Here is a 13,981-nt window from a genome sequence, read left to right on the forward strand (position 1 = left end):
AGGTATTTAGGAAAAATATGTCAAGTCTACAAATTAGTATCGTAATCTTTGGAGTATTAGCTGTGTTAGGTGTTGTTGCCTATAACTGGTGGCAAGAGAAAAAAGCACAGCAACGCATTAAAGAGCAATTTCCTGCCTCCGAACATGATCCCCTGCTAAATGGTTTACATGCTATTAATCCAGGTTCTGAAATAAAAGAACCTATTTTTGCCATTCAAAATGGTGAGCCTTCTTTATCGCAAGAGCATGATGAGGATGCTCCAGATGCTTTATGCGAGGCGGTGTTTGATATTCAGTTTGTGATGCCAGTTTTAGGTTCTCAATTAATTAGTCATTTACAGCCTTTACGTACAACAGGACAGAAGACTATTCGTTATTTTGCAGAAACTTCAGATGGCTACCACCGTGCACGTATTCAGCCATTAGAGAGTTATAGCTCAGTACAAATGGCAGTACTATTAGCCAATCGTAGTGGTCCATTGCGTGTAGAAGAATGGGATCGTGCGGTTGTGTATGCGGATAATATTGCCCAAGCCTTTGATGGTACGATTGATTTACCAAACAAAGAGTCTGTATTAAATCGTGCGGCAGAATTAGATGAGTTATGTGCTAGTTTAGAAGCGCAGCTAAGTGTCAAATTACAGCTTGAGGGCACACAACCAGTTAAAGCGATTTTAACGATTGCTCAGCGTCTAGGTTATAGCGAGTATGGCGCAGGACATGTGCGCTTACATGAAAATGGTAAGCCTTTGTTCTTGTTATTATTGGGTGGTGAGTTAAGTTCAGAAGTCCGTTCAGCAGGTGTTGAGTTTGTGGAACTATTGATTGATGTGCCTAATAGCCAAATTATTGATAAGCCATTTAGCCACCTTGTTCAACATGCACACGAACTGGCAAAAGCCTTAAATGCAGAAGTCATAGACGAAGAAGGTAAACCATTAAAACTGGATAATGCCGTTATTCCTCTTATTGATGAGCAACTTGCTCAAGTTTATCAAAATCTAGAAAATGAGGGTTTTGTGGCGGGTTCAGAGCGTGCTGCTCGTTTATTTAGTTAATTACACTTATTATGTTAGAAGTTAAATCACGTTTAGAAGCTTTACGTGATGAGATTCGTCGTCACGATTATGCTTATTACGTCAAAGATGAACCAACGATTTCAGATAATGAATACGATGGTTTAATGCGTGAATTACAAGCACTAGAAGAACAGCATCCTGAATTTATTACCCCAGATTCGCCAACGCAGCGAGTAGGGGGAGAGCCGCTAAGCGCATTTGCTTCTATACGTCATGCCCAGGCGATGTTGTCTTTGGGCAATGTTTTTTCTGAGCAAGAATTATATGCATTTGATAAGCGTGTTGCTGACGGTTTAGCTGAGGCGGGTTTATTAATGCCAGGACAAGCTGTCGAGTATAACTGTGAATTAAAGTTTGATGGCTTAGCCATGAGCTTACGCTATGAGAATGGTGTCTTGATTCATGCAGCAACGCGAGGTGACGGTCAGGTTGGCGAGGATGTAACAGCGAATATTCGTACGATGCCCTCTGTACCATTACGTCTAAATGCACCATACCCTGCCGTCTTAGAAGTGCGTGGTGAGGTGCTGATGAATCGTCAGGATTTCTTAGCCCTGAACGAACGCCAAGCTAAGCGGGGCGAAAAAACCTTTGTCAATCCACGTAATGCAGCAGCAGGTAGTCTGCGTCAATTAGACCCTCGTCTTACTGCGCAACGTCCTTTACGCTTTTTCGCATATGGTTGGGGTGAAATTGTGTTTGCTGAACATCAGACCTTTGCGATTGGTGATACGCATGCGACACGTTTAGATTATTTAGCACAAGCAGGTTTTGTGGTAGCAAAAGAGCGTGCTGTTGTGCGAGGTGCAAATGGCTTATATCATTTTTTCCAGCAAGTAGCTGAACAACGTGCGACTTTGCCTTTTGATATTGATGGAGTAGTCTATAAAGTCAATAAGCTTGTCCAACAACAAGCCTTGGGTTTTGTCTCACGCGCACCACGTTTTGCTGTAGCGCACAAATTCCCGGCAGAAGAAGAACAAACAACCGTAGTGGATATTGATATTCAGGTGGGGCGTACAGGTGCATTAACGCCAGTTGCTCGGTTGAAACCTGTATTTGTTGGTGGTGTGACAATTACCAATGCGACGTTGCATAATGAAGACGAAATCAGACGTAAAGATGTACGTATCGGTGATACGGTGATTGTGCGTCGTGCGGGGGATGTGATTCCTGAAGTGGTGCGTGCTTTGCCAGAATTACGCCCAGCGACTGCACTGGTATTCCGTATGCCGGAAGAATGTCCTGTTTGTCATTCTGCCGTAGAACGCCTACCTGATGAAGCCGTGCTTCGTTGTACGGGAGGCTTATTTTGTGAAGCACAACGTAAACAGAGTATTATTCATGCGGTTAGTCGTAAAGCATTGAATATCGATGGTTTAGGTGAAAAACTCGTTGAGCAATTAGTCGATGTAGGATTTGTCCATTCTATTGCGGACGTGTATAAACTGACGGTTGAAAAGCTGATAGGCTTGGATAGAATGGGGCGGAAATCGGCGGAGAATCTCATATCAGCGATTGAGGTAAGTAAACAAACAAGTCTTGCTCGATTAATTTATTCATTGGGTATTCGTCATGTGGGTGAGGCAACCGCCCGTGATTTGGCTGCCCATTTTGGCCATATTGAACACTTAGAAAAAGCGACAGTAGAACAATTGCTGATGGTGAACGATGTAGGGCCAGTGGTTGCCCAATCCATTGTGCGTTTCTTTGCTGAGCCACATAATCAAGCAGTGATTCAAGACTTATTGGCAACAGGTTTGCAAGTTGAAACGGCTGCCGTGGTAGCCTCAGTCACTAATACTGAAATCGCTGGCAAAACTTTCGTACTCACAGGAACTTTACCGGTTTGGAAGCGTGATGAGGCGGCCGCCTATATTATGCAAGCAGGAGGTAAGGTAAGTGGTTCGGTATCCAAGAAGACAGATTATGTTGTGGCGGGTGCTGATGCAGGTTCTAAATTAGAAAAAGCGACAGCGTTAGGCGTAAGCGTTATTGATGAAGAGCAGTTACGCCAACTTTTAGGCATGTCATCGCTTTAAATAGTTACTAACGAGGTTTACGCCATCAGAGCAAAGAGTGTGGCACCTATTTCCCATGCTTGCTCCTCTTGCTCTTTTGTTAGCACTTTCGGAGCTTGAATCGTTTCTGGTGTATCTGCCTGTGTCAATAAAATCTTACTGGGCACGACTTCATTTAGACGCCATCCGGTGCAAATAGTACGTAGCTGGCGTAATGCACCAGAACCGTCTGTGCCTGCACCAATAATGGCACTAAATGGACGACCTTCAAGTTTCCCTAATACATCATAGTAATAAGTATCTAAGCATTCTTTCATTGCTCCACTAAGTGTCCCGAGATTTTCGGGTGCACAAAAAAGATAACTATCCGCATTGAGTAAATCCTCCAAAGTGACTTCTGGTGCTTGTTTTAACAAAATTTGATGCTCAACGGCTAAACTTTTTTTGATGCTATCTGCTCCCTTTTTTGCCATAAGTGCAGCTAAACGGGCAGTATGCGTTCGCGAGTGATAGACAATTAACAGGGTTTTCATGACTTAATATCCTATGCAATACACGATATAATGACACAATCATCGTCTCGAATAAATACATAGCGTATGGAAAGTACCGATTTAACCCCTAGTGAATTTGACCAAGCTTGGAAAAACGAGGTTTTTGGTGACTTGAGTGAAAAAGATCAGGCGTTTCTTAATCGAGTGTTGGCATGGGTCGAACCCTATCTAAAAAATAAGGAATTATTTACACAAGAGCCAGCTATTCATCATGTTAAAGGTACCTTGAGAGTACTTTCTCTTTTAGAGATGGATGCAACGACGATGGCAGCTGCCTTATTGTCGACCATTACCTTGACATTGGGTGAAGACTCCACGCTTGAGGATAGCCAATTTAAGACCAAGGTGATGGATGATTTTGGTGCGGAGCTTTTTGAGTTGGTCGAAGGGGCACAAGCATTAATTCGCATTGGTACGGTTGCCTTTTTGGCGCATCAACCCTCTGCAGAACAAGAAAAACTACAACAAGAAATGCTACGTAAAATGCTGTTGGCGATGGCAGCGGACTTGCGAATTGTACTGATTCGTCTCGCGGCACGATTGCAGACCTTACGGTGGTATGCAGAGAGTAAATTGCCTTGTCCGGCAGAATTGGCATCACAAACGAGTAATATTTATGCTCCCTTAGCAAATCGCTTAGGGATTTGGCAGATTAAGTGGGAGATGGAAGATCTTTCATTGCGTTTTTTAAAACCCGATGTTTATCGCGAAATTGCGGTTAAGTTAGAGGCAACGCGTAAGCAGCGAGAGGAATTGGTCAATAATTTCCTTGATACGCTTCGCAAGGCGCTAGAAGAACAACATATCAAGGCAGATACAGCAGGGCGAGCTAAACATATCTATAGCATCTATAACAAAATGCGGAATAAGTCCTTGGCTTTTGAGGATCTTTATGATTTATTAGCGATTCGTATCATTGTTAATAATGAACGCGATTGTTATACCGCTTTATCGATGGTGCATTCACATTGGACGCCCGTGATGGAGGAGTTCGACGATTATATCGCACGACCTAAGCCTAATGGTTATCGTTCGTTGCATACTGTTGTTAAGGACGAAGCAGGGCATATTTTTGAGGTGCAAATTCGTACCAAACAAATGCATCAATTTGCCGAGTATGGTATGGCAGCACATTGGCGCTATAAGGAGGCGGGTGCTAAAGGTGGCTCTGTGAGTGCTTCTAGTTTATATGACCGTCAAATCTCATGGATGCGTCAGCTATTATCGTGGCGCAAAGAGGTGGGGATTACCGAACAAGCAGAGAAAAATCAAACTGTACCGATTGCGGATATTGAGCGTAAAAAAGATGCGCTTCAAAAAGAAAAAGAAAAGCTAATTCAAACAAAACCAGCGCAAGGTAAGCCTGATCGTATCTATGTGATGACACCGCAAGCACGCTTATTGGAGCTGCCAGAAGGTAGTACCCCAGTCGATTTTGCTTATTTATTGCATACCGATTTGGGGCATCGTTGTCGCGGAGCCAAAGTAGACGGGCAGTTGGTTTCGTTAAACACCCCGTTAAAAACAGGACAAACGGTGGAGATTATTGCGGCAAAATCTGGCGGACCATCGCGGGATTGGTTAAATCCTCAATTAGCTTATTTGCGTAGCCCGAGAGCTAAAGCAAAAGTACGACTATGGTTTAATGCGATTGAATTACAAATTCGTATTAATGCAGGTCAAGAGCAAGTTGAAAAAGAGTTACAGCGCTTAGGTAAAACGTCTGTGAATTTGGAGCATTTGGCCAGTAAGCTAGGTTTTGCACAGCCAGAAGACCTTTATGTTGCGGTGGCTAAAGATGAGTTCAGCTTGCGCCAGATTGCCAATGCTTTTATTGAGCAAGAGCCAGAACCGGAGGAGAAAACCTTTTTACCTCGTCAAAGTGCGGCGACAAGTGCGACGATTACCGGTAAAAGTGGTGTATTAGTGGTGGGTGTGGATTCATTGATGACGCAATTGGCGCGTTGTTGTCATCCAGCACCCCCTGATAAAATTGGTGGATTTGTCACAAGAGGTCGAGGGGTGTCCATTCACCGTATTAATTGTCCATCCTTTAAAGTACTTCAACAAAAAGAACCCGATCGTATTATTGAAGTAAATTGGGGGGAAACTGACGAAACCGTTTACCCAGTAAATATCTTTATTACCTCGGTAGATCGCAATGGATTGCTACGAGATATTTCGGAAACATTTGCTAAGATGAAATTAAACGTGGTGGGTGTTAATACACAGAGTAAAGAGTCCAACGCTTATTTGAACTTTACGGTAGAAATTCGTGACGGTGAGCAATTGAATAAAGCTTTAGCGTCGATTCGCGAAGTTCAGGGCGTGCTAGATGCTAGACGTGTCTAATTAAGGCTATAATAGCCAAATAGTTTTTAATCATTATGTGGAGTCATCTTGGAAACGGTTAATTTACCAGATGAAAAAGGGCATTTTGCTCAATATGGCGGTCTTTTTGTCGCAGAGACATTAATGCATGCCATTACGCAGTTAAAAGATGCTTATGATAAGTATAAAAATGATCCGGATTTTTTAGCAGAATTTCATTACGAATTAAAGCATTTTGTCGGTCGACCTAGCCCGATTTACCATGCTAAGCGTTGGTCAGAGGAATTGGGTGGTGCACAAATTTGGTTTAAACGTGAAGATTTAAATCATACGGGTGCCCATAAAATTAATAACTGTATCGGTCAAATTCTCTTGGCTCGCCGCATGGGTAAAACGCGAATCATTGCGGAAACAGGTGCAGGCATGCATGGTGTAGCGACGGCAACTGTAGCGGCTCGTTATGGTTTAGAGTGTGTTGTGTATATGGGGGCAGAGGATGTGCGTCGTCAAGCAGCCAATGTCCACCGTATGAAGTTATTAGGCGCCAAAGTTGTGCCTGTGGAATCTGGATCCAAGACACTAAAAGACGCGTTAAACGATGCCATGCGTGACTGGGTGGCTAATGTTGATAATACGTTCTACATTATTGGTACGGTGGCAGGACCTCACCCATACCCAATGATGGTACGTGATTTCCAACAAGTGATTGGTCAAGAATGTATCGCCCAGATGCAAGAGTTCGTAGGTCGTCAGCCTGATTATGTCGTCGCTGCCGTAGGCGGTGGCTCTAATGCGATGGGTATTTTTTATCCTTATATCCCACAAGCTGATGTGAAGTTATGTGGTGTAGAAGCGGGCGGTGAGGGTATTGATACTCCACGTCATTCTGCCTCTATTAATGCAGGTCAAGTCGGTGTCTTACATGGTAATCGTACTTATGTGATGCAGGACGCCGATGGTCAAGTCCAAGAAACACATTCTATTTCAGCAGGTTTGGACTATCCAGGTGTAGGACCTGAACATGCATGGTTGCATGATACTGGACGAGCAAGTTATGAGGTCATCAATGATGATGAAGCATTACAAGCTTTCCAAGACTGTTGTCGTCTTGAGGGTATTATTCCTGCATTAGAGTCATCTCATGCGTTGGCTTATGCGGCTAAATTAGCCCCTAGTTTGGCCAAAGATAAAATTATTTTAGTGAATGTGTCAGGTCGTGGTGACAAAGATATGCATACGGTGGCACAACATTTAGATTTAGCATTATAAGGAAGTCGTATGGCAAGCTCTAGAATTGATAAAGCGTTTGCGAAAGCAGCAGGTCGTGCGGCCTTAATCCCTTATATTTGCGCAGGTGACCCTAACGCAGAAACAACATTAGCTGTTATGCATGCTCTGGTTGAAAATGGCTCAGATGTGATTGAATTGGGTATGCCTTTTTCTGATCCTATGGCAGATGGTCCTGTGATTCAATACGCGAGTGAACGTGCTATTGCAGCGGGTATGACCTTAAAAAAAGTGTTAGCGATTGTGGCGCAGTTTCGTCAAACAAACACTGACACACCGATTGTGTTAATGGGATATGCTAATCCGATTGAGGCGATGGGACGTGCTGAATTTGCACAGGCGGCAGCCGAGGTAGGTGTCGATGGTGTTTTAATTGTGGATTATCCTCCAGAAGAATACGATGATTTTGGCGATATGCTAAAAGCAAAAGGGATTGATCCTATCTTTTTACTAGCACCAACATCGACGGATGCGCGTATTCAACAGGTGGCTAAAGTAGCCAGTGGTTATCTCTATTATGTCTCTTTACGTGGTGTGACAGGTTCAGCGAGTTTAAATATTGCTGAAGTTCAAGAACGCGTGAAGAAAATCAAACAATACGTGAGTATCCCAGTAGGTGTAGGTTTTGGCATTTCAGATGCAGAAAGCGCACAAAAAATTGGTTCAGTAGCCGATGCGGTTGTTATTGGTAGTAAATTAGTTGATACAATGTACAAAGCATTAAATGGTGCTAAGCCTACAGGTCTTGCTCCGGAGGTGGCACAAGCCGCAGGTGAGTGGATTGGTGGTATTGCACAAGCATTAAAAAATAAATAAGGAATGACAATGAGTTGGTTAGATAAAGTATTACCACGCATTAAAAAATCAGAAAGCAGTAATCGTCGAGTTCCTGAAGGTCTTTGGGTAAAGTGTCCTTCGTGCGAAACAGCGCTTTATCAAGAAGATTTGGCAAAAAACCTACATGTTTGCCCTAAGTGTGATCATCACTTACGCATTAGCGCACGTGAGCGTATTAACTCCTTATTAGACGCAGACGGTCGTGTAGAGATTGGTGCTAATGTTCGTTCAACTGACCCATTAAAGTTCAAAGACTCTCGCAAATACCCAGAGCGTATTAGTGAAGCAATGAAAGCGACAGATGAAACCGATGCATTAGTTGTCGTAAAAGGCACGATGGCTTCTGTCCCTGCAGTGGTAGCCGCGTTTGAGTTTAACTTTATGGGTGGCTCAATGGGTTCTGTGGTCGGTGAACGTTTTGTTCGAGGAGTGCAAGCGGCGATTGAGAGTCGTGCACCATTTATCTGCGTAGCAGCCTCAGGTGGTGCACGTATGCAGGAGAGCCTATTCTCTTTGATGCAAATGGCTAAAACCAATGCCATGCTGACACGTCTTTCTGAAAATGGTTTACCGTTTATCAGCGTATTGACCGATCCGACGATGGGCGGCGTTTCTGCTAGCTTTGCCTTTATGGGTGATGTGGTGATTGCCGAGCCTAAGGCACTTATCGGTTTCGCAGGTCCGCGTGTGATTGAGCAAACTGTACGTGAACAACTCCCAGAGGGTTTCCAGCGCGCTGAGTTTTTATTAGACAAGGGTGCGGTAGATATGGTCGTTAATCGCAAAGACATGAAAAATGAGATTGTCCGTATCGTCACTTTATTAATGCGTCAATCAGCAGAAGCAGTAGATGCAGCCTAACAAGCATTAATGATAAAAAGGGTGAGAGTCGGATGGGCACATCCGACTTTTGTCTTTTATGGAAGTTTTATGTTTAAAGCAATTTTTCAATGGTTTGAAAACCGTATTAACCCTTATCCTGATAGCCCCCCCGTACCGCCAAAGAAAGGGTTGATTCCTTTTATCTGGTCGGGGATGGAGGGATTAAAAGGATACTTAATTGCCTTGGTAGTTTTGACAGCAGGGATTGGTGCTTTTGAGGCTATTTTATTTAAGTTTGTAGGTTCTTTAGTCGATTGGTTAGGGCAATATACACCTCAACAGTTATGGGCGGAGAAGTCGACTTCCTTAATGCTAATGGGAGCGTTGTTACTTGGTTTTCCATTATGGGTGGGACTAGAGTGTAGTATTCGTTTTCAAAGCTTGCAAGGGGTATTTCCCATGCGCTTGCGCTGGAATTATCACCGACTGATGTTAGGGCAGAGCCTTGCATTTTATCAAGATGAGTTTGCTGGTAGAGTGTCTACTAAGGTGATGCAGACAGCCTTAGCTGTGCGAGATGTCATTATGACTTTTACCGATATGCTGGTCTATGTCATTGTGTATTTCGTGACGATGGGGATTATCCTATTTCAATTTGATGGCTGGTTGATGTTGCCCTTTTTTGTATGGATTTTGATGTTTTTAACTTCTCTACGCTGGTTTATTCCACGATTAGCGGAGTCGTCACGTCTACAAGCCGATGCACGTAGTTCAATGACAGGGCGAATTACGGATGCCTATGCCAATATCCAGACGGTGAAGTTGTTCTCTTATGATAATCGAGAGACGATTTATGCTAAAGAGGCAATGGAAGAGTTTATGGTAACCGTCCATCGTCAAATGCGATTAGTGACTTTATTACAAATTGTCAATAAGTGCATGAATATGTTCTTATTAGTCAGTACAGCCGGTTTGGGCGTTTGGTTATGGATGCAAGATACCGTGAGTGTTGGTGCGATTGCTGCAGCGGTTTCTATGGCATTACGGGTATTGGGTCTATCGCATTGGATGATGTGGGAATCTGCGCGTTTATTTGAAAATGTCGGTACGGTGCAAGACGGTATGAATACCTTGAGTAAACCGCATAAAGTATTAGACCAAGTTAATGCCTTACCATTGACTGTTAAGCGTGGTGAGATTCAGTTCAATCAGGTGAATTTCTCTTATGGAGAAAATAAACAGTTATTGCAAGACTTCAACTTGACGATTAAACCGGGTGAAAAAGTAGGTTTAGTCGGACGTAGTGGGGCGGGTAAATCGACTTTAATGAATCTCTTATTACGGTTTTATGATATTGATAGTGGTGAGATTCTTATTGACGGTCAGGATATTAAAACCGTCCAGCAAGAGAGCTTACGCCGTCAAATTGGATTAGTCACGCAAGATACTTCTTTGTTGCATCGTTCGGTTCGAGACAATATTAAATATGGATGTATTGAAGCGACAGAAGCCGAAATGATGGAGGCTGCCCGACGTGCACAAGCCGCTGATTTTATTCCGCAGTTGCGTGATGCCAAAGGTCGTTCTGGCTATGATGCCTATGTGGGTGAGCGAGGTGTTAAACTTTCTGGTGGACAACGACAACGTATCGCGATTGCACGTGTCATGCTAAAAGATGCACCTATCCTTATTTTGGATGAAGCAACGAGCGCTTTAGATTCCGAAGTAGAAATGGCGATTCAAGAAAGTCTTAGCCAATTAATGGACAACAAAACTGTGATTGCGATTGCACATCGCTTATCAACCATTGCAGCGATGGATCGTTTAATTGTAATGGACAAAGGGCGTATTGTTGAGCAGGGGACTCATCAAGAGTTATTAGCATTGAATGGTGTTTATGCGAAGTTGTGGTCACATCAAAGTGGTGGTTTCTTGCCGATGGATTGATAGGCTATTCTCAGTTTAGAAGAGCCCCTATAAGTGCTATTCAACTTATGGGGGCTCTTTATTTATGGCGAGCAGTGCAAAAAAGCGAGATATGTCAGTTTTAAAGTGCTGCTTATACCATGAAAGTGTTATCTATATTCGCTGATGAATTAGCGTGTACGAAGGGCTTCCACACATTCTTTGACCAGCTTAGGACCTTGATAAACAAGACCGGTATAGAGTTGAATAGCATTAGCACCTGCTTGGATTTTTTCAATCGCTTGTTGCCCTGAACTAATCCCTCCAACCCCGATAATAGAAAAATCATTGCCTAGCTCTTGACGAAGTTTACGGATAACCTTGAGAGAAAGTTCGTGTACGGGAGGGCCTGAGAGACCGCCTGTTTCTTCGGCATTAGGGAGACCTTTAACCGCATCACGAGAAAGCGTGGTGTTGGTAGCAATCACGCCATCCATTTTGTGTAAGGTGAGTAAGTGCGCAATAGAGATGACTTGATCCTCGTCCATATCCGGAGCAATTTTGACAGCGATAGGGACATAGCGTTGATATTGATCTGCCAATGCAAGACGTGTTTCTTGTAATTGACGTAGTAGCTGACTTAATTCATCTTCACCTTGTAAGGCACGTAGATTTTTTGTGTTAGGGGAAGAAATGTTAATGGTGATGTAATCAGCGTGAGGATACACACCTTTTAATCCAATAAGATAATCTTCACTCGCGCATTCGATAGGAGTATCCGCATTTTTACCCAAGTTTAAACCTAAAATGCCCCCTTGTTGGCGATATTGGCTTTGTTGTACATTGCGAAGAAACGTATCTAAACCCTCATTATTAAAACCCATGCGATTAATGAGGCAGGATTTTTCAGGGATGCGGAACATACGTGGTTGTGGATTACCTGCTTGTGCTCTCGGCGTGACCGTACCCACCTCAATAAAACCAAATCCCAGACTTGATAGTGCATCAATAAATTCCCCATTTTTATCGAGTCCCGCCGCTAAACCCACAGGGTTTTTGACCGTCAGTCCCATGATTTTTGTAGGGAGAGGAGCTATCTGATTGGCGATAAAAGGACGTAAAAGGGGATTTTGATAGTGTTCTTTTAGTCGTTGTAGCGTGAGATGATGCGCTTTTTCGGCATCCATAGAAAATAAGACAGAACGCGCAAGTTTATAGGGATTGAGTAGATTGAACATAGCGATGATTTATGTTGTTACGTAGTGTCCATTATTTTAAAAGATAAATCTAAACAGGTGGGTATTGTTGTTAAATGAATAATTTTTCTGCCAATTCTTGTAACTATTCAATGCTATCCACATTAAATTGGTCAAATTTGCCGCCTGCGGACGCAAGATATTCGTTTTGAACATCAATGATCAATAAAGCGGTTTTCATCGTTTTTGCCTAGTTTGGCTAAATAATGGGCGTATTTGAACCATTTTTTTGGTTATGCTAACATGGGCAATATTGCCAATCAAGGCAAGGATTTTGCTATTTTTTGATGTGATCGGTGGTGCAACAGTGAGTGCCAGTAATTAGTTTTTAATCGGAGAAAATGTATGAATAAAGCCACTTTAATTTTGCCATTATTATTGGCATTAACTGCTTGCCAATCAACTCCACAACTAAACACACAAGTCAATTCAGATTTTATTCGTATTGTAGAAGGGAAAACACCCAATGAATTGGCGGATTTATTATATGCACAAGCTACGAGCCAATATCATAATAAAATGATTGATCAATGCACCAAAATGCAAATCAGCAAATCAGACAATCAAGTTATTTTTGATAATTTATTATTCGATGACCAATGTGGCGGTAAAGTAAGACATAGTACCGACAGCCAAATTAAGGCTCATCTGCAATCAGGTAAGCAGTTTCGCATCAATGAAATCAAGAGAACACCAACCGCATTAACAATGATTAACGGGGGCGTAGAACAAGTTTATCGTTATTATCTAATGCCTGAGCGAAAGCTGATTGGTGAATTTACAATTGGCAAAAATGATGTGAAATAATAGCTTTTGCCAAAATGATTTTCGCCCATCAACCGCCAAAACTCACCCTTTACGCCCAAAATGGCTGTAACGATTTTGTCTTTAACATTCCCTTTTCGCTGTTTCAAGCCACTTATCAAGGGCAAAAGTTGTTTGATTTTGGGGTATGTAGCGATAATGGCAAGGTGATTTTGAGCGAATTTGGTGCAAAAATTGCGTTCAATGGCGATTTGTGGAGCGGGTATTGTGATGATGCCTGATTGGGCGGTGGCAGATGAAATACGAACAGGCAAACTCGTTCCGATTTTGACTGATACGCCTGTTTCCAGCGATGACGCAGATATTTATGTTGCTATTCTCACGCCACAAAGTGCGTATCGTCCTATGAATGTGCAGGCGGTGATGGATTTTTTTGTGGAAAAATGGGAAGGGGGGAGATGTTGGGCGTTTCAGGCTACCTGAAAACTTATTTTTGCAAAATCCCCAAACAAAAACACCGCCTGAATTTCTCCAAACGGTGTTTTTATCAACTCAAACAACTTCAATCCAACCTCTATCTGCCAATGCCCCAAGTGCGATTTGATGAATCAGCTCGGTTGGTGCGGTACAAAGACTTGATAATACACGGATTTTATAATCTTTGGCAAAAGGTGAAAGTGCGGTATGGGTAACGCAGTTTTGGGTCATAATACCGCAAATGTCCACTTGCTCAATACCATTTTCTTGCAAGATTTCAACAAGATTGGTATTTAAAAAACTGTCGGCGTGGACTTTTTGCACCACTGGCTTATCCGCCAAAATGCCTGCGACCGATGAATGCAACTCTGCACCAATCGAACCTTCGGCAAACAGCGGATAATCTTTTGCCATGATATGCTGAACGCCAATAATGAGCGTGCCGTTTTGCTCGGCAGTCTTGGCATAATCGGCGATGTCTTTGGCAATGTTATCTACATTAAACTGGTCAAATTGACCACCTGCGGACGCAAAATATTCGTTTTGAACATCAATGATTAATAAAGCGGTTTTCATGGGGTTTTTCCTAGTTCGGCTAAATCATGGGTGTATTTTAACCATTTTTTGGTTATGCTAAAACAGGCAAT

At 42.8% G+C, this 13,981-nt stretch carries 12 protein-coding genes; 9 read left to right on the plus strand and 3 right to left on the minus strand.

Features of this window, described 5'->3' with window-relative positions; genetic code table 11:
* Positions 1-17 precede the first annotated feature (17 nt).
* Positions 18-1,058 carry a cell division protein ZipA C-terminal FtsZ-binding domain-containing protein gene (locus HKX39_RS02600; protein WP_171679741.1) on the plus strand — a complete coding sequence of 347 codons (1,041 nt, stop codon included), beginning with the start codon at positions 18-20 and terminating at the stop codon, positions 1,056-1,058.
* 11 nt (positions 1,059-1,069) lie between these two features.
* Entirely contained in the window at positions 1,070-3,121 is a 2,052-nt protein-coding gene (gene ligA / locus HKX39_RS02605) for an NAD-dependent DNA ligase LigA (protein ID WP_171679742.1), read from the plus strand.
* Positions 3,122-3,138: 17 nt separating this feature from the next.
* Here the strand turns inward: ligA and HKX39_RS02610 are convergent, their stop codons facing one another.
* A complete protein-coding gene (locus HKX39_RS02610) occupies positions 3,139-3,633 on the minus strand; it encodes a flavodoxin family protein (RefSeq protein ID WP_171679743.1) in 495 nt (164 codons plus the stop codon).
* A gap of 66 nt (positions 3,634-3,699) precedes the next feature.
* Between HKX39_RS02610 and HKX39_RS02615 the strand changes: the two genes are divergently transcribed.
* From HKX39_RS02615 to HKX39_RS02635, 5 genes are all read left to right on the plus strand, one after another.
* The gene (locus HKX39_RS02615) at positions 3,700-6,006 is read left to right on the plus strand and encodes a RelA/SpoT family protein (protein WP_171679744.1); all 2,307 of its coding nucleotides are present in this window, start codon (positions 3,700-3,702) and stop codon (positions 6,004-6,006) included.
* A gap of 48 nt (positions 6,007-6,054) precedes the next feature.
* Positions 6,055-7,254 carry a tryptophan synthase subunit beta gene (gene trpB, locus HKX39_RS02620; protein ID WP_171679745.1) on the plus strand — a complete coding sequence of 400 codons (1,200 nt, stop codon included), beginning with the start codon at positions 6,055-6,057 and terminating at the stop codon, positions 7,252-7,254.
* A gap of 9 nt (positions 7,255-7,263) precedes the next feature.
* A complete protein-coding gene (gene trpA / locus HKX39_RS02625) occupies positions 7,264-8,088 on the plus strand; it encodes a tryptophan synthase subunit alpha (protein ID WP_171679746.1) in 825 nt (274 codons plus the stop codon).
* A 9-nt stretch (positions 8,089-8,097) separates the two neighbouring features.
* Positions 8,098-8,970 (plus strand): acetyl-CoA carboxylase, carboxyltransferase subunit beta, encoded by an 873-nt coding sequence (gene accD / locus HKX39_RS02630; RefSeq protein ID WP_171679747.1) that lies wholly within the window; start codon positions 8,098-8,100, stop codon positions 8,968-8,970.
* A 69-nt stretch (positions 8,971-9,039) separates the two neighbouring features.
* Positions 9,040-10,878, plus strand: a complete 1,839-nt coding sequence (locus tag HKX39_RS02635; RefSeq protein WP_171679748.1) for an ABC transporter ATP-binding protein — start codon at positions 9,040-9,042, stop codon at positions 10,876-10,878.
* 149 nt (positions 10,879-11,027) lie between these two features.
* On the opposite strand, the gene HKX39_RS02640 is transcribed toward HKX39_RS02635, so the two are convergent.
* The gene (locus tag HKX39_RS02640; protein WP_171679749.1) at positions 11,028-12,074 is read right to left on the minus strand and encodes a quinone-dependent dihydroorotate dehydrogenase; all 1,047 of its coding nucleotides are present in this window, start codon (positions 12,072-12,074) and stop codon (positions 11,028-11,030) included.
* A 363-nt stretch (positions 12,075-12,437) separates the two neighbouring features.
* Here HKX39_RS02640 and HKX39_RS02645 point away from each other — a divergent pair, with 363 nt between their 5' ends.
* On the plus strand, positions 12,438-12,899 hold the full coding sequence (locus HKX39_RS02645; protein ID WP_171679750.1) for a hypothetical protein: 462 nt from the start codon (positions 12,438-12,440) through the stop codon (positions 12,897-12,899).
* Between the two features lie 183 nt (positions 12,900-13,082).
* Positions 13,083-13,340: a LysR substrate-binding domain-containing protein gene (locus tag HKX39_RS02650; RefSeq protein WP_171679751.1), complete on the plus strand. Its 258-nt coding sequence runs from the start codon at positions 13,083-13,085 to the stop codon at positions 13,338-13,340.
* 69 nt (positions 13,341-13,409) lie between these two features.
* On the opposite strand, the gene HKX39_RS02655 is transcribed toward HKX39_RS02650, so the two are convergent.
* Positions 13,410-13,910, minus strand: coding sequence for a cysteine hydrolase family protein (locus HKX39_RS02655; RefSeq protein ID WP_171679752.1), 501 nt, complete (start codon positions 13,908-13,910; stop codon positions 13,410-13,412).
* Positions 13,911-13,981: the final 71 nt, after the last annotated feature.

The organism is Pelistega suis, assembly GCF_013133795.1.
GTDB classification, from domain to species: domain Bacteria; phylum Pseudomonadota; class Gammaproteobacteria; order Burkholderiales; family Burkholderiaceae_B; genus Taylorella; species Taylorella suis.